A 23,950-nucleotide genomic window follows, 5' to 3' on the forward strand; every position below is an offset into this window, starting at 1 on the left:
CGCCGTGATGAAGGCTATCGAGATCCAAGCCTATGGTTCACCTGACGTTTTGCGTCTAGTGGATCGGCCTGTGCCCGTCCCCAAGGCGGGTGAGTTGCTGATTCGTGTGGCTGCCAGTGGCGTCAACCGACCGGATGTATTGCAGCGCACGGGCCATTACCCTGTACCGGACGGTGCTTCGGATATCCCGGGCCTGGAGGTCGCTGGCGTCGTGGAGGCGGGTGACCTGCTGGCTATGGCCGAGGCGGGCTTTGCTGTTGGTGATCGGGTCTGTGCTTTGGTCGCTGGCGGCGGTTATGCGGAGATGTGTGTGGCGCCCATTGCCCAATGTCTGCCGGTTCCTGCTGGATGGACTGACGTCGAGGCAGCCTCATTGCCTGAAACGCTTTTTACCGTTTGGAGCAATGTTTTCGACAGAGCTCGTTTGCAAAAAGGTGAGGTCTTGCTGGTACAGGGCGGTAGCAGTGGCATTGGTGTAACGGCCATCCAGCTGGCCAAGGCCATGGGGGCCACGGTTGTTGTGACGGCGGGGAGTGCTGAGAAATGTGCTGCTTGTCTGGCGCTGGGGGCTGACCATGCGATCAACTACAAAACCCATGATTTCGTCGAGGAGATCCAAAGGATATTTGGTGGCGCTGGTGTGGACGTGGTGTTGGACATGGTTGCTGGAGGTTATGTAGCGCGCGAAATCCAGTGCTTGGCCGAAGATGGTCGTTTGGTGATTATTGCGGTCCAGGGCGGGGTCAAGAGTGAGTTCAATGCGGGGCTGGTGTTGCGTAAGCGTTTGACCATTACCGGTTCGACCTTGCGTCCCCGTTCCGTGGTCTTCAAGGCAGAAATTGCAACTGCATTGAAGAGTCGTGTATGGCCTCTGTTGGAGGTCGGGGCGATCAAGCCGGTGATTCATAAGGTGTTTGCTGCTGTTGGTGACAAGGCAGGATGGACTGGGGCGGCTCAGGCACACACCTTGATGGAGTCGAACCAGCATGTTGGGAAAATCATTTTGACTTGGTAGTTTTATGAAGAAAAAACTGATTGTTGGTAACTGGAAAATGAACGGTAGCCTGGCCGCTAACCAGGCACTGTTGGAAGGATTGACTGCAGGTGTGGCTGCGTCGACTTGTGGGGTCGCGGTTTGCGTCCCCGCGCCATATTGGTCTCAGGCGCAGACCTTGCTTGCATCTAGTGCTATTTTTTTGGGAGCGCAGGATGTTTCCCCGCATGCGTCAGGTGCTTACACCGGCGAGCTGTCACCCGCTATGCTCAAGGAGTTTGGCGTGCGTTACGCCATCGTTGGTCATTCGGAGCGCCGTCAATACCATGGAGAAACAGACGAGGTAGTTGCGGCAAAAACCCAGTGCGCACTAGCCAATGGTGTTACGCCGATCGTATGTGTGGGTGAAACCCTGGCTGAGCGTGAAGCGGGTAAAACCGAAGAGGTTGTGAAGCGCCAGCTTGCGGCTGTGATCCATGCCAATGGCCATTGCATTAGCGAAATTGTGCTGGCCTATGAGCCTGTATGGGCTATCGGTACCGGCAAGACCGCTACGCCAGAGCAGGCTCAGCAAGTGCATGCGTTGTTGCGTGCTCAGCTTCGGGCGGCTAGCAGCCATGCCGATCTCATCCCTATTCTGTATGGCGGCAGCATGAATGCTGCCAATGCGGCGAATTTGCTGTCCCAGGCGGATATCGATGGTGGCTTGGTGGGCGGTGCCTCGCTCAAAGTTGCTGATTTTCTGACTATCGTTGCAGCTGCTCAATAGTTAATCAATATTAATAGCTTAGATTTAGGAGTTCCAAATGAATTTTTTATTGACCCTTCTGTTGGCGGTACAGATGCTGGCGGCGGTTGGCATGATTGGTCTGATCCTGGTTCAGCATGGCAAGGGCGCTGATATGGGTGCGGCTTTTGGTAGCGGTAGTTCTGGCAGTCTCTTTGGTGCCAGCGGAAGCGCCAATTTCCTCTCTCGCACTACAGGCATTTTGGCTGCGGTGTTTTTTGCGTGTACCTTGGCTCTGGCGTATTTCAATGGTGCGCGTCCCGTGAGTTCGGGTAGTGTTTTGGATCGCCCGGCTGCCGGCGCCGCTGCGCCCGATGCGGCAGCTTCTGGTGTTGCTGCTGGAGCAAAAAATGAGCCTGCTGCAGCTGTTGTGCCGAGCTCTGGTGCCGGTCAAATTCCGACGAAATAATCTGTGTTGAATTTACCGAGTGCACTCTGAAATGGAGGGGTGTTTCGGGTAAACTCTATTGCTGTACTGAAAGCCAAAAGCCGCAAGGCTCCTCATGCCATCTGTACAGAGAAACCGCCGTCGTGGTGAAATTGGTAGACACGCTATCTTGAGGGGGTAGTGGCGAAAGCTGTGCGAGTTCGAGTCTCGCCGACGGCACCAACAAAAAGGCCTGTCAAGCCAGCAAGGTTTGACAGGTTTTAGCGGTGATAGAAATTTCAAGATGAACCTCGACCAATACCTCCCAGTCCTTTTGTTCATCTTGGTTGGAGTGGGGGTCGGTGTAGCGCCCCAAGTGCTTGGTCATATCTTTGGGCCCAATCGTCCTGATGGGGCCAAGAACTCCCCTTACGAATGCGGCTTTGAGGCTTTCGAAGACGCGCGCATGAAGTTCGATGTGCGCTATTACCTCGTTGCCATTCTTTTCATATTGTTCGATCTGGAAATTGCCTTTCTGTTTCCTTGGGCGGTAGCGCTGAAGGAGGTCGGTGTGGTTGGTTTTTGGGCCGTCATAATTTTTCTGGGCATTCTGGTCGTTGGCTTTGTCTACGAGTGGAAAAAAGGCGCCCTGGATTGGGAGTAATAAGATGATTGAAGGTGTCATGAAAGAAGGGTTCGTCACCACGTCTTATGACTCGGTGGTGAACTGGGCTAAGACGGGGTCGCTATGGCCCATGACGTTCGGTTTGGCTTGCTGTGCTGTCGAAATGATGCATGCGGGCGCGGCGCGATACGACTTGGATCGATTTGGTATGTTGTTTCGCCCCAGTCCACGTCAAAGCGATTTGATGATTGTTGCAGGCACGTTGTGCAACAAGATGGCACCGGCCCTGCGCAAGGTCTATGACCAGATGCCGGAGCCGCGCTGGGTTCTTTCCATGGGCTCATGCGCCAATGGCGGTGGTTACTACCACTATAGTTATTCGGTAGTGCGTGGTTGTGATCGCATTGTGCCTGTCGATGTCTATGTGCCTGGTTGTCCACCCACCGCTGAAGCCTTGTTGTACGGTGTGATTCAGTTGCAACAAAAGATTCGGCGCACCAATACGATTGCGAGGGCTTGAGATGACTGCATACGCTGTTCAGCCCCAGGCGCTTAAAGAAATTATTGAAAATGTGCTCGGGGATCGAGCGCGCCAGGTCACCATTGCGTTGGGCGAGGTTGAGGTGGTTGTGGCGCCAGCCGACTACGCGGCGGTGGCGCTGCTGCTGCGTGACGCACCAGGTTGCAAGTTCGAGCAACTGATGGATCTGTGTGGATTGGATTACTCTTCATTTCGTGATGGCGAGTATGACGGTCCACGGTATGGCGTTGTGTTGCAACTTCTATCGGTTAGTTTGAACCAGCGTTTGCGACTGAAGGTGTTTTGCGCCGACGATGATTTCCCTTTGGTGGATTCTGTTGATGCAGTCTGGAATTCAGCCAACTGGTTTGAGCGCGAGGCATTTGATCTTTTTGGCATTCTCTTTGAGGGTCACAACGATTTGCGTCGGATCCTTACGGACTATGGCTTTATCGGTCACCCTTTCCGCAAAGATTTTCCAACTTCGGGGCATGTCGAAATGCGCTACGACCCCGAGCAGAAACGTGTTGTCTATCAAACGGTTTCTATTGAGCCGCGGGAAATTACCCCGCGCATCATCCGGGAAGACAACTATGGTGGCTTGCATTAAGCGCAGGATAGCTCATGGCTGAAATCAAGAATTACACGCTCAATTTTGGGCCCCAACATCCGGCCGCGCACGGCGTTTTACGTTTGGTTTTGGAGTTGGATGGCGAGGTTATTCAGCGCGCGGATCCGCATATCGGTTTGTTGCACCGCGCCACTGAAAAGTTGGCCGAATCCAAGACTTTTATCCAGTCGCTGCCCTATATGGACCGTCTTGACTATGTGTCAATGATGGCGAATGAGCAGGCTTACTGTCTTGCCATCGAAAAAATGATGGGCATTGATGTGCCGTTGCGTGCGCAATACATCCGCGTGATGTTTGCGGAGATCACCCGTTTATTGAACCATCTGCTGTGGTTGGGTGCGCACGGCCTAGACTGTGGAGCGATGAACGTACTGATCTATTGCTTCCGCGAGCGTGAAGATCTGTTTGATATGTACGAGGCGGTGAGTGGTGCGCGTATGCATGCGGCTTACTTCCGTCCAGGCGGTGTGTACCGTGATCTGCCGGACACCATGCCGCAATACAAGGCCAGTCGCATCAAAAATGCGAAGACCATGGCAAAGTTGAATGAAAATCGCCAGGGCAGTTTGCTCGATTTCATTGACGATTTTTGCGCCAGATTCCCAAAGTGCGTTGATGAATACGAAACCTTGCTGACGGAAAATCGTATCTGGAAGCAGCGTACGGTTGGCATTGCGGTGGTGACTCCCGAGCGTGCTTTAAACCTAGGTTTCTCGGGCGCAATGCTGAGAGGCTCTGGTGTTGCATGGGACTTGCGTAAAAAACAACCTTACGATGCTTATGACAAGGTCGAGTTTGATATTCCTGTTGGTAAGACGGGGGATTGTTATGACCGTTACCTGGTTCGAGTCCAGGAAATGCGCGAATCAAACCGGATCATCAAGCAATGCGTAGATTGGTTACGTGTGAATCCTGGTCCGGTTATTACTGACAACCACAAAGTTGCTGCGCCTGCACGTGAGTCTATGAAGGCGAATATGGAGGAGTTGATCCACCATTTCAAGCTTTTCACGGAGGGTTTCCACGTACCGATGGGTGAGGCGTATGCCGCCGTGGAGCATCCTAAGGGTGAATTTGGTATTTACTTGGTTAGCGATGGTGCCAACAAGCCTTATCGGCTGAAGATTCGTGCACCCGGTTTTGCGCACTTGGCTGCAATGGATGAGTTGTCTCGCGGGCACATGATTGCCGATGCTGTTGCTGTGATCGGCACGATGGACATTGTGTTCGGCGAAATTGACAGGTGATGCACACATGATTTCTGAAGCAACAAAATCTCGTTTCGCCCGCGAAGTGGCGAAGTTTCCGTCTGATCAAAAACAATCCGCTGTAATGGCTTGCCTTTCTATTGTTCAGCAAGAGCTTGGCTATGTAAGCGCTGAAAGTGAGAAGGTCGTAGCCGAATATCTGGATATGCCGCAGATTGCCGTGCATGAAGTGACGACCTTCTACAACATGTACAACCAAGTGCCGACAGGCCGCTTCAAGCTCAACGTGTGCACTAATTTGCCCTGTCAGTTGCGAGATGGTGCCAAGGCATTGAAGCATCTTGAGCACAAGTTGGGTATTGCTATGAATGAAACAACCCCTGACGGCTTGTTTACTCTGCAGCAAAGTGAATGTCTGGGCGCGTGTGCAGATTCTCCGGTCATTTTGGTGAACGACCGTACTATGTGCAGCTTTATGAGCAACGAGAAGTTGGATCAGTTGGTGGATGGATTGCTTGCATCCAGTGCGTTGCCAGTGGAGGCGAAGTAATGTCTGCTGAACAAATCCTTTCTCAGTTCAAGGCTACAGGTGTTCAAACCTGTTTCCATGATCGGCATATTAATCCCCAGATTTTTGCAAATCTGGATGGTAGTAATTGGCGTTTGAAGGACTATGAAGCACGCGGTGGATACCAGGCGTTGCGCAAGATTTTGGGAAAAGACGGTGGTGAAGGTCTGACCCAGGATCAGGTGATTGCGACAGTCAAGGAGTCCGCGTTGCGTGGCCGAGGTGGGGCAGGTTTCCCCACGGGGTTGAAGTGGAGCTTCATGCCACGCCAATTTCCGGGGCAGAAATACCTGGTGTGCAACTCAGATGAGGGTGAACCTGGGACCTGCAAAGACCGCGACATCATGCAATATAACCCGCATATCGTGATCGAAGGTATGGCGATTGCTGCGTATGCAATGGGGATCTCTGTTGGGTACAACTATATCCACGGTGAAATTTTTGGAACCTATGAGCGCTTCGAAGAGGCGCTTGAAGAGGCGCGCAGTGCGGGGCTTTTAGGCAACAATATTTTGGGAAGTAACTACTCTTTCCAACTGCATGCTTCACATGGCTTCGGTGCCTATATCTGCGGAGAAGAAACAGCGTTACTGGAGTCCTTGGAGGGTAAGAAGGGGCAACCGCGTTTCAAACCTCCATTCCCTGCAAGTTTTGGCTTGTATGGAAAGCCCACGACCATTAACAATACAGAAACCTTTGCTGCCGTTCCCTGGATCATCCGCAATGGTGGTCAAGCCTATTTGGAATGTGGTAAGCCTAACAATGGCGGCACTAAGATCTACTCTGTGAGTGGCGATGTAGAGCGTCCTGGCAATTACGAAATTCCAATGGGAACGCCATTTTCCAAATTGCTGGAATTGGCGGGTGGCGTTCGCAAAGGCCGTAGTTTGAAGGCCGTGATTCCTGGCGGATCTTCTGCGCCTGTGCTGCCTGCAGACATCATGATGCAGTGCACCATGGACTATGACTCCATTGCCAAAGCAGGTTCGATGCTGGGTTCTGGCGCCGTGATTGTGATGGATGACTCTCGCAGTATGGTGGAAAGCTTGCTGCGCTTGTCTTACTTCTATTCGCATGAGTCCTGCGGTCAGTGCACGCCGTGCCGGGAAGGTACGGGATGGATGTGGCGTGTGATCGACCGCATATGGCGAGGGGAGGGCAGGGTGACCGACTTAGACCTGCTGAACTCGGTGGCCGACAACATCCAAGGTCGCACGATTTGTGCGCTGGGTGATGCTGCTGCCATGCCCGTGCGGGCCATGATCAAGCATTTCCGCCCAGAGTTCGAGGCGTTGATCCAAAACAAGAATCCACAGGCTGCAGCGCACGCCTGATCAAGGGAAAGTACATGGTAGAAATCGAGCTCGACGGCAAAAAGGTGGAAATCGTCGAAGGCAGCATGGTTATGCATGCTGCTGAAAAGGCGGGAACTTATATTCCGCATTTTTGTTATCACAAGAAGTTAAGTATTGCGGCCAACTGCCGTATGTGCTTGGTGGATGTGGAAAAGGCTCCCAAGCCCATGCCTGCATGTGCTACGCCTGTCACACAAGGAATGATTGTTCGCACTAAGAGCGACAAGGCAATTAAGGCCCAGCAGTCCGTGATGGAGTTTTTGCTGATCAACCATCCCTTGGATTGCCCTATTTGCGATCAGGGTGGTGAATGCCAATTGCAGGATTTGGCCGTGGGTTATGGCGGTTCTTCTTCTCGTTACGAGGAAGAAAAACGGGTTGTCTTCCACAAGGATGTGGGTCCCTTGATCTCGATGGAGGAGATGAGCCGTTGCATACATTGCACGCGTTGCGTGCGCTTTGGCCAAGAGGTTGCAGGTGTGATGGAGCTTGGAATGATCCATCGGGGCGAGCATTCCGAGATCACGACAGTGCTGGGCGAGACTGTGGATTCAGAGTTGTCGGGCAATATGATCGATATTTGCCCTGTCGGTGCGTTGACTAGCAAGCCCTTTCGTTACAGCGCTCGTACCTGGGAGTTGTCACGCCGCAAATCAGTAAGCCCGCATGACTCTACGGGCGCAAATCTTGTTGTGCAAGTTAAAAACAATAAGGTTATGCGTGTTGTGCCGCTGGAAAACGAAGCGGTAAATGAATGCTGGATTGCTGATCGCGATCGTTTTTCCTATGAGGCATTGAATAGTACCGAGCGTCTTACTACGCCTATGCTGAAGCAGGGCGGGGAGTGGAAGTCGGTAGATTGGCAAACCGCACTTGAATATGTTGCTAATGGCCTGCAGCAGATCAAGGAACAGCACGGCGCTGCATCCATTGGTGCTTTGGTGAGCCCGCACAGTACTCTTGAGGAACTGGTTCTTGCTGGTGCGTTGGTACGCGGTTTGGGTAGTGAAAATATTGACTATCGCATGCGTAATGCTGAGTTTGCTCCAAACGAAGGTGTACGTTATCTGGGCACTTCCATTGCAAGTCTGAGTCAGTTGCAACGTGTCCTGGTGGTGGGATCCAATCTGCGCAAGGATCATCCCTTATTTGCACAACGCATTCGCCAGGCGGCGCGCAAAGGTTGTGCTGTGAGTGTTATCAATTCTGAAGTTGAGTTGGCTCAGCCCGACGCGTGGGCCATGCCTTTGGCTTATTCCACGCTGGTGCCAGTTGCGCAATGGGTTCAGGTTCTGGCTGATGTTGCTGTAGCAATTGCATCGGAAAAGGGTGTTGCTCCGCCTGCAAAGGGTGAGGCAACCGCGGTTGCGATTGCAATTGCCAAGTCTCTGTTGGGGGGGGATAGAAAAGCTGTGTTGCTGGGTAATGCTGCAGCACATCACGCCAAGGCTTCCAGTATTCTTGCTTTGGCAAATTGGATTGCTGAGCAAACTGATGCTTCTATTGGTTATCTGACGGAAGCAGCAAATACCGTGGGTGCGCAATTGGTCAATGCACTTCCTGGGCAAGGCGGATTAAACGCTCAGATCATGCTGAATGGTGCTTTGAAGGCGGTTCTGCTTTTGAATACGGAGCCAGAGTTTGATTCTGCAGCTGGTGCTAATGCAGCATCGGCTCTGGCTAAAGCTGAAATGGTGGTTACGTTAAGTCCGTTCAAGGCCAACTTGGCGTTCAGCGATGTGCTTTTGCCTATTGCGCCATTTTCTGAGACGGCAGGTACTTTTGTGAATGCCGAAGGCCGTATCCAAGGTTTTCATGCGGTGGTTCGGCCGTTGGCTGAAACTCGACCAGGATGGAAGGTTTTGCGTGTATTGGCGAACCTGTTGAAGGTTCCTGGTTTTGACTTCGAGTCATCACAGGATGTCTTGGCGACAACGGGTTTTCTTGGTGCTGCAAGTGTTTCTGTCGATATGCTGAGCAATAAAACCCAGGCAAACGTGGATCTGAGTTCTGCAAATGTAGCTACGCCGTCCGTTGCAAGCCTTTACCAATTAGACGGTATTGTGCGCCGCGCTACGTCATTGCAGCTTACTGCGGATGGACGTCGTGCATCCAGCGTGAATGAGGTGACGGCATGATCGATTCGATATTCGGTTTTGGCCAGGGGCTGGTTGCTGCAAACTGGTGGGCTGCTGGTGCATGGCCTGTTATCTGGACGCTTATCAAGATCGTTGCGGTGTTGCTGCCGTTGATGGGATGTGTGGCTTACCTTACTTTGTGGGAACGTAAGGCAATCGGCTGGACCCAAATTCGTATTGGTCCTAATCGCGTCGGTCCTCTGGGGTTACTGCAACCTATTGCAGATGCACTGAAGCTGCTCACCAAAGAAATTATTCTTCCCTCGGTAGCAAATAAGGGGCTATTTTTCTTGGGTCCGATTATGACGATCATGCCGGCCTTGGCAGCTTGGGCGGTGGTCCCATTCGGTCCTGAAGTTGCGCTGTCCAATATCAATGCAGGTTTACTGTTTTTGATGGCAATTACATCTCTGGAGGTGTATGGCGTCATTATTGCCGGCTGGGCATCCAATTCCAAGTATGCTTTTTTAGGCGCACTACGTGCTTCTGCGCAGATGGTGAGCTATGAAATCGCTATGGGTTTCTGTTTCGTAATTGTGTTGATGGTATCTGGCAGCTTGAATATGACCGACATTGTGTTGGGGCAGGCTAAGGGTATGTTTGCAGACAAGGGCCTGACATTCCTCTCATGGAATTGGCTGCCTTTGTTGCCGGTGTTTATTGTGTATTTCATTTCCGGTTTGGCTGAGACAAATCGACATCCTTTTGACGTGGTCGAGGGAGAGTCTGAAATTGTTGCAGGCCATATGGTGGAGTACTCTGGGATGAGCTTTGCCATGTTCTTCTTGGCCGAGTACGCCAATATGTGGCTGGTTTCTATCTTGACCGTAATCATGTTCTTGGGGGGATGGCTCTCTCCGATTGACGGTGCGTTGTTCAATCTTATTCCAGGCTGGATTTGGTTGGGCATCAAGACATTTGCGGTCGTCACTATGTTTCTATGGGTACGTGCCAGCTTCCCACGGTTTCGTTATGACCAAATCATGCGCCTAGGTTGGAAGATTTTCATACCAATTACCTTGGTGTGGCTGGTTGTTGTGGGTGCGTGGATGCAAACGTCGTTAAATATCTGGAAGTAAAGAGAGTCATTCATGTCTTCTACATTGGCTTCTCCCGCCTTTTCACTGAAAGATTTCCTTTCCAGTTTTATGCTGGTGGAGCTTTTTAAAGGTTTGGCGCTTACAGGAAAGCATGCCTTCCGGCGCAAGATTACTGTGCAATTTCCAGAGGAAAAGACGCCCATATCGCCGCGCTTTCGCGGTCTGCACGCTTTGCGTCGTTACGAAAATGGTGAAGAGCGTTGCATCGCCTGCAAACTATGCGAGGCAGTGTGTCCAGCAATGGCCATCACAATTGAGTCTGATGTGCGTACTGATGGTTCGCGTCGTACCAGCCGCTATGACATTGATCTGACCAAATGTATTTTTTGTGGCTTTTGTGAAGAGAGTTGCCCCGTCGATTCAATCGTGGAAACCCATGTTTTTGAGTATCACGGTGAAAAGCGTGGTGATCTCTATTTCACCAAAGACATGTTGCTGGCCGTTGGTGATCGGTATGAGAAGGAAATTGCAGCTGCCCGTGCTGCAGATGCCAAATACCGTTGATATCCTCTGATCGCAATCCTTTTGATCCTATAAAACAAGAATCGATCCATGGACGTTAAGACTGGCCTTTTTTACTTTTTCTCAGCGGTGTTGTTGTTCGCTGGGTTTCGTGTCATTACGTCGCGCAACCCTGTATACGCAGCGCTTTACCTCGTATTGGCGTTTTTCCAGGCTGCGGCGATTTGGATTTTGCTCAAAGCTGAGTTTCTAGCCATAGCCTTGGTGCTGGTGTATGTCGGCGCCGTGATGGTGTTGTTTCTCTTTGTCGTGATGATGTTGGATATCAATATCGATTCCATGCGACAAGGCTTTTGGAAACATTTCCCATTTGCAGCCGCTATTGGCGCTTTGATCGCTTTGGAGATGGCGGCAGTGTTGATGGGGGGATTCCGTTTAACGGAGGAGGCTCGCAATTCTGCTGCTTTAGTACCTGTAGTACCTCAGTTTTCTAATACCAAAGAGTTGGGGAAGCTGTTGTATACCGAGTACTTGTATCCCTTGGAAATAGCCGCGGTTATTTTGCTGGTGGCGATTGTGGCTGCAATTGCACTTACCTTGCGTCAGCGCAAGGATAGTAAGCATGCCAGCCCATCTGATCAGGTTCGCGTGAAGGCGCGTGATCGCGTAGAAATTATCAAGATGAAGGTGACGCAACCTGTTCAAGCTGAGGTGGCGGCGGCCGTCGTTGCGAGCGTGGAGAAAAAATAATGACGTTAACGCTAGGTCACTTTTTGTCGCTGGGGGCAATCTTGTTTGCCCTGTCGGTTATTGGCATCTTTCTGAATCGAAAAAACCTTATCGTTTTGTTGATGGCAATTGAGCTGATGCTTTTGGCTGTGAACATGAACTTCGTGGCTTTTTCGTACTATCTGAATGATATGCGTGGGCAGATATTTGTGTTTTTTATCCTGACGGTGGCTGCCGCTGAATCGGCTATTGGTCTGGCTATTCTGGTGCTTCTCTTTCGTAATAAATCCAATATCAATGTGGATGAACTCAATGCGCTCAAGGGTTAATAAGAAATGACTCAAACCCTTACCGCTTCTACTCTTCTTGCAGTTCCACTGGCCCCACTTGCAGGAGCTCTTCTGGCCGGTGTTTTTGGTACCGCATTTGGTGGCAATTTAATTGGTCGCCGCGCTAGCCATAGTCTGACTATTCTGGGTGTATTCGTTGCCTTCATCTTGTCGGCTATGACGCTCAAAAGCGTTATTTTGGATGGGGCCCGTTTTAGTGAAACTCTCTATACCTGGATGGTGGTTGGTGGGTTGCGCATGGAGGTCGGATTTCTTGTCGATGGTCTGACCGCGATGATGATGTGTGTGGTGACTTTTGTGTCTCTCATGGTCCACATCTACACCATCGGCTACATGGAGGAAGACGAAGGCTATAACCGATTTTTTGCCTACATCTCATTATTTACATTCTCCATGTTGATGTTGGTAATGAGCAATAACATGCTTCAGCTGTTCTTTGGCTGGGAAGCAGTGGGCCTGGTGTCTTATTTGTTGATTGGTTTTTGGTTTAACCGACCTACCGCTATTTTTGCCAATATGAAGGCATTTTTGGTTAACCGTGTAGGTGACTTTGGTTTCATTCTCGGTATTGGTCTGATTGCTGCTTATGCTGGTACTTTGAATTACGCAGAGGCTTTTGGGAAGGCCGATGAGTTGAGCAAGCTTGTGTTCCCTGGTACTGAGTGGATGCTGGTGACTGTCATCTGCATTTGCTTGTTCATTGGTGCCATGGGTAAGTCCGCACAGTTTCCTTTGCATGTTTGGCTGCCGGACTCTATGGAAGGCCCGACTCCTATTTCTGCATTGATTCATGCGGCGACGATGGTTACCGCTGGTATTTTCATGGTCGCTCGCATGTCTCCATTGTTTGAATTGAGCGATACCGCGCTCAACTTCATTATGGTCATCGGCGCTATTACTGCGCTGTTCATGGGGTTCCTTGGCATTATTCAGAACGACATCAAGCGCGTTGTGGCGTATTCAACGTTGTCGCAACTAGGCTATATGACTGTCGCACTGGGTGCTTCGGCTTATTCGGTTGCTGTGTTTCATTTGATGACCCATGCTTTCTTCAAGGCACTACTGTTTTTGGCTGCTGGTTCGGTCATCATGGGCGTTCACCACAACCAGGACATCCGTTGGATGGGCGGTCTGCGTCGCTACATGCCAATTACGTGGATTACTTCGTTGCTGGGCTCTTTGGCGCTGATCGGAACTCCGTTATTTTCCGGCTTTTACTCAAAAGACAGCATCATTGAAGCTGTGCAAGAGAGCCATTTGCCCGGTGCAGGTTTTGCTTCATTTGCTGTGTTGGCCGGCGTGTTTGTGACGGCGTTTTATTCCTTCCGTCTCTACTTCCTGGTCTTCCATGGCAAAGAGCGTTTCGATCAAAATCCAGATGCCCATCATGGTCACCATGATGATCATGCCGACCACCACGGTCACCATGAGGCGCATACACCCCATGAATCTCCTTGGGTGGTGACTTTGCCATTGGTTCTATTGGCTATTCCATCTGTAATTTTGGGATGGATGACGATTGATCCGATGTTGTTTGGTGATTTCTTCAAGGGTGCTATTTTTGTAGATGCGGAGCGTCATCCGGCAATGGAAGAGTTGGCCAAAGGTTTCCATGGTCCTATGGCGATGGCCTTACACGCGCTGACTTCCCTGCCTTTCATATTGGCCTTGGCCGGGGTGGTGGTTGCTTATTACATGTACATGGTCAATCCTGCCGTGCCAGCGACCATCAAGCGTGCTTGCCAGCCAATTTACACGCTGCTTGAAAACAAATATTACCTGGATTGGTTTAATGAAAACGTATTGGCTCGTGGAGCGCGTTTGTTGGGCTCATTGCTGTGGAAGGTGGGTGACCGCGTGATCATCGACGGGGCTGTGGTCAATGGTTCCTGGAAAATTGTGGGCTGGGTATCTGGCTTGGTACGTTGGGTGCAGACCGGTTTTATCTACCACTATGCCTTTGCCATGATTGCCGGTGTCTTTGTATTGATGACATATTTCGTCTGGCACGATCAGTTTATGGCTTTGGTCCGGCTCGTCAAATAAGGGAAAAGAAAAATGGGACTGTTGAGCCTAGCTATTTGGATACCTATATTCTTTGGCGTTGTACTTTTGGCCCTGGGGCGTGATGAGCATGCTCGGGCTGTGCGTTGGATTGCACTGATTGGTGCATTGCTGAGTTTTCTAGTCACATTGCCGATTTACCAAGGTTTTCAACTTGGGACATCGGCGATGCAGTTCGTGGAAAAGGCAAGCTGGATTGAGCGCTTCAATGTCTTCTACCACCTAGGTGTGGATGGTATTTCTGTATGGTTTGTGATCTTGACCGCGTTTATCAACGTGGTAGTGGTTATTGCCGGATGGGAGGTAATTACCCGCCGCGTCAACCAGTACATGGGCGCTTTCATGATCCTGAGTGGATTGATGATCGGTGTGTTTTGTGCGCTCGACGGGATTTTGTTCTACGTATTCTTTGAAGCCACTCTGATTCCGATGTACTTGATCATCGGTATCTGGGGTGGTCCAAACAAGATATACGCAGCCTTCAAGTTCTTTCTGTACACCCTGCTAGGCTCTTTGCTGATGCTGGTTGCATTGATTTTCTTGTACGTGAAGTCAGGTGGTAGCTTTGATATCGCTACCTGGCACCAGCTGCGCTTGGATAGCCGCACGCAGACCTTGTTGTTCTTTGCTTTTCTTGCTGCATTTGCCGTCAAGGTTCCCATGTGGCCTGTACATACCTGGTTGCCGGATGTGCACGTGGAGGCACCTACCGGTGGTTCGGCCGTCTTGGCTGCGATCATGCTCAAGCTGGGCGCGTACGGGTTCCTGCGTTTCTCACTTCCCATTGCGCCCGATGCGGCTCACCAATGGGCTTGGCTGTTGATCGCTTTCTCCTTGATCGCTGTGATTTACGTCGGCTTGGTTGCGATGGTGCAGCAGGACATGAAGAAGCTCGTTGCGTATTCATCCGTCGCTCACATGGGTTTCGTGACCTTGGGTTTCTTCATATTTAATGACTTGGGTATTTCGGGCGCTTTGGTTCAGATGATTGCGCACGGCTTTGTGTCGGCTGCTATGTTCTTGTCCATTGGCGTGCTGTATGACCGCGTGCATTCCCGTGAAATTGCAAGCTACGGCGGTGTAATCAATACCATGCCCAAGTTTGCTGCGTTTGCATTGTTGTTTGCTATGGCAAATTGTGGTTTGCCGGGCACTGCGGGCTTTGTGGGTGAGTGGATGGTTATTTTGGGTGCCATCAAGTTCAACTTCTGGATCGGTTTTGGCGCGGCGACCGCATTGATTTTTGGTGCTGCATATACCTTGTGGATGTTTAAACGGGTATATCTCGGACCCCTGGCCAATGACGATGTCAAGGAACTTACGGATATCAATGCCCGGGAGTTTTTGATGCTGGCGCTGTTGGCAATTGCTGTTCTCGCCATGGGGATTTATCCGAAACCGTTTACCGACGTGATGGATGCTTCGGTTGCCGATTTGATCAAGCATGTTGCGATTTCCAAGTTGTAAACACCACTGAATTGAGAACGATAAGATGATTGACACAATCAGTTGGATTACGGTTTATCCAGAGATTATTTTGTTGGCGATGACCTGTGTTATTGCCTTGGTCGACTTGGGTGTGAAAAGCCCTCGTAGAACCGGAACCTATATCTTGACGATGGCCACGCTGGCCTTCGTTGCATTCCTGCAGGGTTCCTACGCCAGCGGTAATACCACGCTGTACGGCTTTGGCAATATGGTGGTCAGCGACCCCATGGGCAACTGGCTGAAATGTTTTGCAACGGTTGCGGTCATGGTGACCTTGGTATATGGCCGTCCTTATGCGGCCGATCGTGACATGCTGCGCGGTGGTGAAATGTTCACCCTTAGCCTGTTTGCGCTGTTGGGCATGTCGGTGATGATTTCGGGCAACAACTTCTTGGTCATCTATATGGGCTTGGAGCTGCTTACTTTGTCCAGTTATGCTCTAGTGGCTTTGCGCCGCGACAACGCTACTGCTAGCGAGGCCGCCATGAAGTACTTTGTGTTGGGCGCGCTGGCATCTGGCTTTTTGCTATATGGTTTGTCCATGATGTACGGTGCAACAGGAACCCTGGAGGTGGGCCAGGCATTCAAGGTGATTGCTTCCGGGCAAGTTAAGCACCAGGTGCTGGTGTTTGGTCTGGTGTTTGTGGTTGCTGGTTTGGCGTTCAAACTCGGTGTTGTGCCTTTTCATATGTGGATTCCAGACGTTTACCAAGGCGCTCCCACGGCGGTGACCTTGATGGTCGGCGGTGCTCCCAAGCTGGCTGCATTCGGCATCGTGATCCGCTTGTTGGTAGAGGGCATGCTGCCTCTGGCGATAGATTGGCAACAGATGCTGGTGGTGTTGTCTATCGGCTCCCTGCTGGTGGGTAACCTGGCTGCCGTGGCCCAAACCAATCTGAAGCGCATGTTGGCTTATTCCACCATCTCTCAAATGGGCTTTGTCTTATTGGGTCTGTTGTCTGGTGTGGTCAATGGCGACACCTTGTCTGCCGCGAATGCTTACAGCTCATCGATGTTTTATGTCGTGAGCTATGTATTGACCACCCTGGCTGGCTTCGGTGTGATCTTGCTGCTGGCTCGCGAAGGCTTTGAAAGCGAAGAAATCTCTGATTTGGCTGGCTTGAATGAGCGTAGTCCCTTGTATGCCGCCGTGATGGCCATCTGCTTGTTCTCCATGGCTGGCATCCCTCCTATGGTCGGCTTCTACGCCAAACTCTCGGTGCTGCAAGCGTTGATTGCCTCTGGCTACACCGGCTATATCGCTTTGGCAATTTTTGCCGTGATCATGTCCTTGATTGGCGCGTTCTATTATTTGCGCGTGGTGAAGGTGATGTACTTTGACGCACCCATTACCGCCAGCACGGTATCTGCTCCGTTGGACGTGCGCGCGGTGTTGACTCTGAATGGCGCGTTGGTTCTGTTGCTGGGCTTGGTTCCTGGTGGTTTGATGGCCTTGTGCGCACGCTCCATCGTGTTGACACTGGGTACTTGAGTGGCTTGGATGCTGCCTATGCTGGCTGGATATTGAGTTGACCCAAACAGTATCTGTTTGGCTGGTTTTGTTGGCCGCCTTGTGTGCGGCCAACTTGCCTTTTGTGAGCCAACGTTTGTTCGGTTTGATATCCGTGTCCCGGGGTAAATCCTTGGGCGTTCGGTTGGGCGAGTTACTGCTCCTCTATGTGCTGGTGGGCGGTTTGGGTTTGTTTTTGGAGAACCACGCCGGACAAATCGCATCCCAAGGCTGGGAGTTTTACGCCATCACGGGAACGTTGTTTTTGACCCTCGCATTTCCAGGGTTTGTCTACCGCTATCTGCTCAAGCACAGTCGCTGAGCCACACTGCCATGATGGCTTGCTGCCTGCAGCAGGGCTCTTCTGATTCTTTCTTTGCCACCTTATCCGCTGCACCCTTATGCCATCCAACGACCAGCATTTGATCGAGCACAAGACCGATAGCGAGGAGTTGCTGCGCGGGCGCTTTTTGCATGCTTTTCGCGATACGGTTCGGCTGCCGGATGGCAGCAGCGCCACGCGTGAATATGTGAACCACCCGGGCGCCGTGATGGTGATTCCCATGCTGGACGACGGACGTTTGGTGTTGGAGCGCCAGTACCGCTATCCCTTGCAGCGGGTGATGGTGGAATTCCCGGCGGGCAAGTTGGACGCAGGCGAATCCACGTTCAACTGTGCGCAGCGCGAGCTATTGGAAGAAACTGGCTATACCGCCACAGAGTGGGCCCATGCCGGCCAGTTGCACCCTGTGATTGCTTATTCGACAGAGTTCATTGACATCTGGTTTGCGCGCGGGCTAAGCCTTGGCGAGCGCAAGCTGGACGCTGGTGAGTTTCTGGATGTTTTCACGGCGAGCTTGCCCGAGCTATTGCAATGGTGCCGCGATGGCCAGGTTACAGACGGTAAAACGCTGACGGCTGCACTGTGGTTGCAGAACGTGGCATCGGGTGCCTGGTCTCTGGAATGGCAGACTGCCGACGCGTTGGTGGCCGTCGACTGAGTCCATATGAAAGTTCTGGATCTTCAGTGCGCGCACCGGCACAGCTTTGAAGGCTGGTTTGGCTCGGAGGACGACTTCCAGAGCCAGCTTGGCAGAGGTTTGGTGGAATGCCCTTTGTGCGGTGACACCCATATCACCAAGATGTTGAGTGCGCCGCGTTTGAATCTGGGTGCGCCCCAAGCTCCGACGGCCAACTCGACTGAGCCAGCAAAGGCTGCGGGCACCGATGTGGCTTTACCGGCGGCGTCTGAGCCCCAAGTGGCCTGGATGAAGCTGCTGCGCCACGTGCTGGACAACACGGAAGACGTAGGCTCCCAGTTTGCCGAAGAAGCGCGCAAGATGCACTACGGCGAGAGCGAGGCGCGCAACATCCTCGGCCAGGCCTCGCCTGAAGAAACCGAGGCATTGCTGGACGAGGGCATAGACGTATTGCCTTTGCCCATCCCTGCCGGCTTCAAAGGCCGTTTGCAGTAATACCCGTGGCAGGGGCCGTTGGCCCCCGCTCTGGCATCAGGGGTACAGGCCGCGCAGTTCGCGGGTGTGCAGAATGCGTTTGCAAGCCACGATGAAGGTGGCGGTACGCAGGCTGACCTTGTTGTCTTGCGCGACTTGCCAGACAGCAGAGAACGCTTCCTTCATGATGCGCACCAGGCGGGCGTTGATCTCGTCTTCGTCCCAGAAGAAGCTGGAGAAATCCTGTACCCATTCGAAGTAGCTCACCGTCACGCCGCCGGCGTTGGCAATCACGTCGGGCAGTACCAGGATGTTGCGTTCATGCAGGATGTCGTCCGCTTCCGGCGTGGTCGGGCCGTTGGCGCCTTCGATCACCAGGCGAGCCTGGATGCGGCCGGCGTTGGCCGCCGTGATTTGCTGCTCCAGTGCAGCCGGAATAAGGATGTCGCAAGGCACTTCCCAGAACTTGTCATTGCTGATGACTTCCGCGCCTTCAAAGCCGCCCACGCTACCTGTGGCTTGCACGTGCTTGAGCAGGTTGGGTACGTCCAGGCCGGCTTCGCGGTAGATGGTGCCGCCATGGTCCTGTACGGCAACCACACGGGCGCCGGCTTCGGCAAACAGCTTGCCCGCTACGCCACCCACATTACCAAAGCCCTGCACGGCCACGCGGGCTGTGGATACGTCCAAGCCGATGTGCTTGGCAGCTTCCACGCCCACGGTGAATACGCCGCGGCCCGTGGCTTCACGGCGGCCGAGCGAACCGCCCAGATCCACTGGCTTGCCGGTCACCACGCCCGTAGCAGTGGAGCCCTGGTTCATGGAGTAGGTATCCATCATCCAGGCCATGATCTGTTCGTTGGTGTTCACGTCCGGCGCGGGAATATCCTTGTTCGGGCCGATGATGATGCCGATCTCGCTGGTGTAGCGGCGTGTCATGCGCTCCAGCTCGCCGCGCGACAAGGTCTTGGGGTCTACGCGGATGCCGCCCTTGGCGCCGCCGTAGGGTACGTTCACGGCTGCGTTCTTGATCGACATCCAGGCTGACAGTGCCATCACCTCGGACAAAGTTACGTCCTGGTGGAAACGCACGCCGCCCTTGCCTGGGCCGCGGGATGTGTTGTGTTGCACGCGGTAGCCTTCGAAATGGCGCACCGTGCCGTCGTCCAGGTGGATCGGCACGTCCACCACCAGAATGCGCTTGGGGCGTTTCAGGGTTTCAACCCAGCGCGCCAGGTTACCCAGATAGGGCTCCACCCGGTCAACCTGCTTGAGAAAGATGCCCCAGGGACCCAGGTGGTCGGCGTTCAGGTAAGAGGGCAGCGAGTGCACGGTCGGGGCCGTGGTGGACGGTACTTGCAACATGAAATTCCTTGATGGACGTTGAAGCCGCGAGCTTAGAACCGCCTTGTGCCTTTGTCTAACGCCAGGTTCTATGCATGTTATGTGTTTAATGCATAAAGAGAACAAAGCCGTTACACGGCCGGCTTGCCATCCAGCTGCAGCAGCTGTTCAGCTTGCACGCGCAGCTGGGGCAGCAGCTGGTAAATCAGCGCCAACTGGGTGTGCACGACGCGCTGGGCCGGTGGTGCGTCCTCGGGTGTGCGCTGCAGCATTTCCAACAAGATGGGCTCGGATGCGTCTGCTGGAGCCAGCGATTGGCTGTTGGCCAGGCTGTTGGCCAGTTGCTCCAGCACGCGCTGCGCGAGGCTGGCCGCCTGCGCAGTGGGCGTGTCGCCGGTGGCTTCGGCCAGGGTTTCACGGTGCGCACCCAGGGCCGACAGATAGTTCAGCAGCGTGTGTGACAACAGCAAAAAGCGCAGTCCACTATCGCCCCGGCCCTGCAGAAAGCCGGGTTCCTGGAACAGATTCGACAGCGCGGTGGACAGCGCGGCATCGGCGTTGTGCGCGTTGCGCCGGGCCAGGCGGTAGGCCAGGTCGTCGCGCTTGCCGGTCTGGTACTGGGCCATGATTTCGCGCAGATAGGCATGGCAGGTGGTGAGCGTGCGGGCGGCCACCACGTGCATGCGCCGGCCCTGCCAATCGGGCAGGATAAGGAACACCGCCAGCCCGGCAATCAAGCTGCCCAGCAGCGTGTCCACCATGCGCGGCACGATCAGTTGGTAGCCGTCGCCGAGCTGGTTGAAGCTCAGCAGTACCAGCAGCGTCATGGCGGCCGTGGCCAGCATATAGCGCCGGGTACGCGTGCTGAAGAACACCACGCCGGCCGCCACCGCAAACATCGCTTGCAGCAGCAGGCTGGGGAACAGCCGGAACAGCGCCCAGCCCGCCACCAGGCCCAGCAGAGTGCCGCTGATGCGCTGCGCCATGCGCTTGCGGGTGGCACCAAAGCTTTGCTGGCAGACGAACACCGTGGTCAGCAGAATCCAGTAGCCCTGGCGGGCATGCACCCAGTGCAACAGGCCGTAGCCCACGGCCAGGGCAATGCTCAGGCGCAGCGCGTGGCGGAATAGTGGGGCCGAGGGCGTCAGCTGCAGGCGTATGCGGTCCACCGCTTCGCGCAGCGACTGCGGCGAGCGATCCAGCAGGCTGTCGTCCTGCGGCTCGGTGTTGTCGTCAGGCTGGCTGGCACGGGCCAGCCGGGCCTGCAGCGTGCCCAGGTTCTTGGCCAGGGCGCGCAGGGGTGCCAGCAGGCGCTGCCAGGCGGCGGTTTGCGCCAGCTGGTGGCCTTCCAGATGCGCCAGGGAGTCTTGCAGGTCCTGCAGGGCCTGGTTGCCTGCGCTGTCTTCGCGCACGGTCTGGCGCAGCAGGATGGCGCGGGCCAGGCGGTTGCAGCTATTGCCCTGCAGCGTCAGCAGGCGCTGGCAGCGGAACAGCACGTCACTGTGGAAGAAGGTGTCGGTCAGCTCGCTGTACGGCGAGTGCGATGAGCTGGCGCGCTCGTGCACCTCCTGGGCGATGAAGTACAGCCGCAGATAGTGCTGCAGCGGCCGGCTGGGCGCGGCCTCCAGGCGGTTCAGAATGCTTTCCTTGGCGGTGTTCAACGCGTTGACCACCGTGCCATTGCGTTGTGCCAGGGCCAGGCGTTTGACCTCCTGGTTGATGCCGCGAACGGGCTCGAACAGCGAGGCCTTCAACCGCAGATAGTCGCCCAGCACGCGGTACAGCTGCGCCAGGTTCTGCTGCACCGGCTGGTGTGGAAAGCAGGCGCACCACAGTACCGACAACAGCCCGTACCAGGCCGCGCCACCCACCAGCAGCATGGGTTCCAGCCAGAACGCGCTGGCCGAGCCGCCACGTTGGTCCATGCCGATGGTGGTGTAGATCGACAGAATCAGCGTGCCATAGGCAATCGCCTGGTAGCGCGGGCTGATGGCGCCCAGCATGGTCAGGCAGAAGGTGGCCAGCACCAGCGCGCAGGGGAACAGCCAGGGGTGTGGAAACAGGTACTGCACGGTAAAGGCCGCCAGCGTGAAGCACAGCAGGGTGACCAGCAGAGCGTGCAGGCGGCCGCGCCAGTTGTCGTCGGTCTCGGCCAGGGCCGAGGCGATGGTGCCCAGAAAGATAGGCATCACCAGCGCCATCTCGTCCAGTTCCCAACCCACGGCCATGGTGGTGCTCAGCGCGATGAAGATGCGCAGGCTATAGGGAAAGGTGTCCAGCGCCCAGAGGCGGCGCAAGAACTGGGACAGCGGGAAGAAGGGCATAAGGCTTTACACGGGTTGCTATCTAAAAAATAGCTGCTGGCGCAGATAAATACTGCGCTAGAGGCATATTTTATGCAAATAAACCGTGTCGCAAATGGCGTGCCAGAGCCTGTGCGCTGGCGGCTTCAGCTCGTGAACTGCAGCGCTGCCAATCGGGCGTAAACGCCGTCGGCCGCGACCAGCTCGGCGTGCGTGCCTTGCTCCACGATGTGCCCGTGGTCCAGCACCACGATGCGGTCGGCCTGCTGTACCGTGGCCAGCCGGTGGGCGATGACCAGGGTGGTGCGGCCCCGCATGGCGGATTCCAGCGCGGCCTGCACCATGCGTTCGCTCTCGGCGTCCAGTGCGCTGGTGGCTTCGTCCAGCAGCAGCAGCGGCGCGTTTTTCAGCATGGCCCGGGCAATCGCCACGCGCTGGCGCTGGCCGCCGCTCAGGCGCACGCCGCGTTCACCCAGGAAGGTGTTATAGCCATCGGGCAGGGCGGTGATGAAGCCGTGGGCAAAGGCCGACTCGGCGGCCGCCATGACTTCGGCATCGGTCGCATCGGGCCGGCCGTAGCGGATGTTCTCCAGCGCGCTGGTGGAGAACATTACCGCGTCCTGCGGGACGATGCCGATGTTCTGGCGCAGGTCTTGCAGGTCCATGGCCCGCGTGTCCACGCCGTTGATGCGGATGCTGCCGGCCTGCGGGTCGTAAAAGCGCAGCAGCAGTTGCAATACCGTGCTCTTGCCCGCGCCACTGGCGCCCACCAGAGCCACGGTTTCGCCGGGCGCCACATCCAGGTTGAACTGGCTCAACGCTGGCTGCAGTGGGCGCGATGGGTAGCGGAACTCGATTGCTTCTAAATTGATAGCGCTTCCCGCAGATGTTGTCTGCGTAGGAGCCGCATTCGGTGCGGATTGAATGGGCGACTCGGTGGCTAGCAGCTCCATCAGCCGCTCGCTGGCGCCGGCGGCGCGCAACACATCGCCATACACCTCGCCCAGCACGGCGGTGGCGCCCGCCAGGATGATCACGTAGACCACGGTCTGCCCCAGGTGGCCCGCCGTGATGCTGCCTTGCAGCACCGCCTGCGTTCCCTGGTACAGGCCCCACAGCAGCGCGCCGGAGGTGGCGGTGATGATGAACGCCACCAGCACCGAACGTGCCTTGCTGCGGCCCACTGCGGTCTGGAAGGCGGCGGCGGTGGAGTCGTTGAAGCGGCGCGCTTCGCGCCCCTCGGCGGTATAGGCCTGCACCACGGGAATGGCGTTCAGCACCTCGGCGGCGATGGCGCTGCTGTCGGCGACGCGGTCCTGGCTGGCGCGCGACAGTTTGCGCACCCGGCGGCCAAACCACACGCTGGGCAGCACGATCAGCAGCAGCACGCCAAACACCTGGGTCATCACCAGCGGGTTGGTCCAGACCAGCACGCCCAAAGCGCCCACACCCATCACCGCATTGCGCAAGCCCATGCTCAGCGACGAGCCGACCACGGTCTGGACCAGGGTGGTGTCCACCGTCAGGCGCGACAGCACCTCGCCGGTCTGGGTGGTTTCAAAGAACTGCGGGCTTTGCTTCAGCACATGGGCGTAGACGGCGTTGCGGATGTCGGCCGTGACGCGTTCGCCCAGCCAGCTCACGGTGTAGAAGCGCGCCGCCGAGAACAGGCCCAGCGCCGCTGCCACCGCGAACAGTTCGAAGAAATGGTTGCGCAGCGCCATGATTTGCGCCCCGCGGTCCACACCGCCGTCCGCGCCCTGCGTCACCAGGCCCTGGTCGATCAGCGAGCGCAGCGCCAGCGGAAAGGCCAGCGTGGCGCCCGCCGCCAGGATCAGGAAGACGATGGCCATCACGATGCGTCCGCGGTACGGCCGCAGGAACGGCAGCAGGCCGGACAGGGAGCGCGGAGAGCCTTTGGCGGCTTGAGAAGAGGAGGGGGAGGTTGCCATA

General features: G+C 54.8%; 23 protein-coding genes and 1 tRNA gene. 21 read left to right on the forward strand and 3 right to left on the reverse strand.

What is annotated here, in order from left to right; genetic code table 11:
- Positions 1–7 precede the first annotated feature (7 nt).
- The 21 genes from AC07R0_RS01970 (at position 8) to AC07R0_RS02070 (ending at position 18,371) form a co-directional block, all read left to right on the forward strand.
- The gene (locus AC07R0_RS01970) at positions 8–1,015 is read left to right on the forward strand and encodes an NAD(P)H-quinone oxidoreductase (RefSeq protein ID WP_495103575.1); all 1,008 of its coding nucleotides are present in this window, start codon (positions 8–10) and stop codon (positions 1,013–1,015) included.
- 4 nt (positions 1,016–1,019) lie between these two features.
- Complete coding sequence (tpiA, locus tag AC07R0_RS01975) at positions 1,020–1,763, forward strand: triose-phosphate isomerase (RefSeq protein WP_495103576.1); 744 nt, start codon at positions 1,020–1,022, stop codon at positions 1,761–1,763.
- Positions 1,764–1,800: 37 nt separating this feature from the next.
- On the forward strand, positions 1,801–2,190 hold the full coding sequence (secG, locus tag AC07R0_RS01980) for a preprotein translocase subunit SecG (protein WP_495097329.1): 390 nt from the start codon (positions 1,801–1,803) through the stop codon (positions 2,188–2,190).
- 116 nt (positions 2,191–2,306) lie between these two features.
- A tRNA-Leu gene (locus AC07R0_RS01985) sits at positions 2,307–2,391 on the forward strand.
- Between the two features lie 61 nt (positions 2,392–2,452).
- On the forward strand, positions 2,453–2,812 hold the full coding sequence (locus AC07R0_RS01990) for an NADH-quinone oxidoreductase subunit A (RefSeq protein WP_495097328.1): 360 nt from the start codon (positions 2,453–2,455) through the stop codon (positions 2,810–2,812).
- 4 nt (positions 2,813–2,816) lie between these two features.
- Positions 2,817–3,293: a NuoB/complex I 20 kDa subunit family protein gene (locus AC07R0_RS01995; RefSeq protein ID WP_495097327.1), complete on the forward strand. Its 477-nt coding sequence runs from the start codon at positions 2,817–2,819 to the stop codon at positions 3,291–3,293.
- Between the two features lies 1 nt (position 3,294).
- On the forward strand, positions 3,295–3,903 hold the full coding sequence (locus tag AC07R0_RS02000; protein WP_495103577.1) for an NADH-quinone oxidoreductase subunit C: 609 nt from the start codon (positions 3,295–3,297) through the stop codon (positions 3,901–3,903).
- Between the two features lie 14 nt (positions 3,904–3,917).
- On the forward strand, positions 3,918–5,171 hold the full coding sequence (locus AC07R0_RS02005; RefSeq protein ID WP_490590192.1) for an NADH-quinone oxidoreductase subunit D: 1,254 nt from the start codon (positions 3,918–3,920) through the stop codon (positions 5,169–5,171).
- Positions 5,172–5,178: 7 nt separating this feature from the next.
- Positions 5,179–5,682: an NADH-quinone oxidoreductase subunit NuoE gene (gene nuoE / locus AC07R0_RS02010; RefSeq protein WP_495103578.1), complete on the forward strand. Its 504-nt coding sequence runs from the start codon at positions 5,179–5,181 to the stop codon at positions 5,680–5,682.
- The gene (gene nuoF / locus AC07R0_RS02015) at positions 5,682–7,034 is read left to right on the forward strand and encodes an NADH-quinone oxidoreductase subunit NuoF (protein WP_495103579.1); all 1,353 of its coding nucleotides are present in this window, start codon (positions 5,682–5,684) and stop codon (positions 7,032–7,034) included. Before nuoE ends, nuoF begins: the two co-directional genes overlap by 1 nt.
- Before the next feature lie 14 nt (positions 7,035–7,048).
- On the forward strand, positions 7,049–9,193 hold the full coding sequence (gene nuoG / locus AC07R0_RS02020) for an NADH-quinone oxidoreductase subunit NuoG (RefSeq protein ID WP_495103580.1): 2,145 nt from the start codon (positions 7,049–7,051) through the stop codon (positions 9,191–9,193).
- Positions 9,190–10,272 carry an NADH-quinone oxidoreductase subunit NuoH gene (nuoH, locus tag AC07R0_RS02025; RefSeq protein ID WP_495103581.1) on the forward strand — a complete coding sequence of 361 codons (1,083 nt, stop codon included), beginning with the start codon at positions 9,190–9,192 and terminating at the stop codon, positions 10,270–10,272. Before nuoG ends, nuoH begins: the two co-directional genes overlap by 4 nt.
- Before the next feature lie 12 nt (positions 10,273–10,284).
- Positions 10,285–10,797 carry an NADH-quinone oxidoreductase subunit NuoI gene (gene nuoI, locus AC07R0_RS02030; RefSeq protein WP_495103582.1) on the forward strand — a complete coding sequence of 171 codons (513 nt, stop codon included), beginning with the start codon at positions 10,285–10,287 and terminating at the stop codon, positions 10,795–10,797.
- A 48-nt stretch (positions 10,798–10,845) separates the two neighbouring features.
- A complete protein-coding gene (locus AC07R0_RS02035; RefSeq protein WP_495103583.1) occupies positions 10,846–11,505 on the forward strand; it encodes an NADH-quinone oxidoreductase subunit J in 660 nt (219 codons plus the stop codon).
- On the forward strand, positions 11,505–11,813 hold the full coding sequence (gene nuoK, locus AC07R0_RS02040) for an NADH-quinone oxidoreductase subunit NuoK (protein ID WP_490590185.1): 309 nt from the start codon (positions 11,505–11,507) through the stop codon (positions 11,811–11,813). The genes AC07R0_RS02035 and nuoK overlap by 1 nt, the downstream gene beginning before the upstream one ends.
- A 6-nt stretch (positions 11,814–11,819) precedes the next feature.
- Positions 11,820–13,880 (forward strand): NADH-quinone oxidoreductase subunit L, encoded by a 2,061-nt coding sequence (nuoL, locus tag AC07R0_RS02045; RefSeq protein ID WP_495103584.1) that lies wholly within the window; start codon positions 11,820–11,822, stop codon positions 13,878–13,880.
- Positions 13,881–13,892: 12 nt separating this feature from the next.
- Positions 13,893–15,365 carry an NADH-quinone oxidoreductase subunit M gene (locus AC07R0_RS02050; RefSeq protein WP_495103585.1) on the forward strand — a complete coding sequence of 491 codons (1,473 nt, stop codon included), beginning with the start codon at positions 13,893–13,895 and terminating at the stop codon, positions 15,363–15,365.
- Positions 15,366–15,390: 25 nt separating this feature from the next.
- Positions 15,391–16,878: an NADH-quinone oxidoreductase subunit NuoN gene (gene nuoN, locus AC07R0_RS02055; protein WP_495103586.1), complete on the forward strand. Its 1,488-nt coding sequence runs from the start codon at positions 15,391–15,393 to the stop codon at positions 16,876–16,878.
- Positions 16,879–16,915: 37 nt separating this feature from the next.
- Positions 16,916–17,218 (forward strand): DUF2818 family protein, encoded by a 303-nt coding sequence (locus AC07R0_RS02060; RefSeq protein WP_495097315.1) that lies wholly within the window; start codon positions 16,916–16,918, stop codon positions 17,216–17,218.
- A gap of 79 nt (positions 17,219–17,297) precedes the next feature.
- Positions 17,298–17,897, forward strand: coding sequence for an NUDIX domain-containing protein (locus AC07R0_RS02065; protein ID WP_495103587.1), 600 nt, complete (start codon positions 17,298–17,300; stop codon positions 17,895–17,897).
- 6 nt (positions 17,898–17,903) lie between these two features.
- The gene (locus AC07R0_RS02070; protein ID WP_495103588.1) at positions 17,904–18,371 is read left to right on the forward strand and encodes a DUF1178 family protein; all 468 of its coding nucleotides are present in this window, start codon (positions 17,904–17,906) and stop codon (positions 18,369–18,371) included.
- A 36-nt stretch (positions 18,372–18,407) separates the two neighbouring features.
- On the opposite strand, the gene AC07R0_RS02075 is transcribed toward AC07R0_RS02070, so the two are convergent.
- The 3 genes from AC07R0_RS02075 to AC07R0_RS02085 all read right to left on the reverse strand — a co-directional run bounded on the left by AC07R0_RS02075 (position 18,408) and on the right by AC07R0_RS02085 (position 23,949).
- Positions 18,408–19,715: a Glu/Leu/Phe/Val family dehydrogenase gene (locus AC07R0_RS02075; RefSeq protein WP_495097312.1), complete on the reverse strand. Its 1,308-nt coding sequence runs from the start codon at positions 19,713–19,715 to the stop codon at positions 18,408–18,410.
- 110 nt (positions 19,716–19,825) lie between these two features.
- A complete protein-coding gene (gene yccS / locus AC07R0_RS02080; RefSeq protein WP_495103589.1) occupies positions 19,826–22,018 on the reverse strand; it encodes a YccS family putative transporter in 2,193 nt (730 codons plus the stop codon).
- A gap of 125 nt (positions 22,019–22,143) precedes the next feature.
- Positions 22,144–23,949, reverse strand: a complete 1,806-nt coding sequence (locus tag AC07R0_RS02085; RefSeq protein WP_495103590.1) for an ABC transporter transmembrane domain-containing protein — start codon at positions 23,947–23,949, stop codon at positions 22,144–22,146.
- Position 23,950 lies beyond the last annotated feature (1 nt).

This window comes from Rhodoferax sp. GW821-FHT07F03 (genome assembly GCF_059418745.1).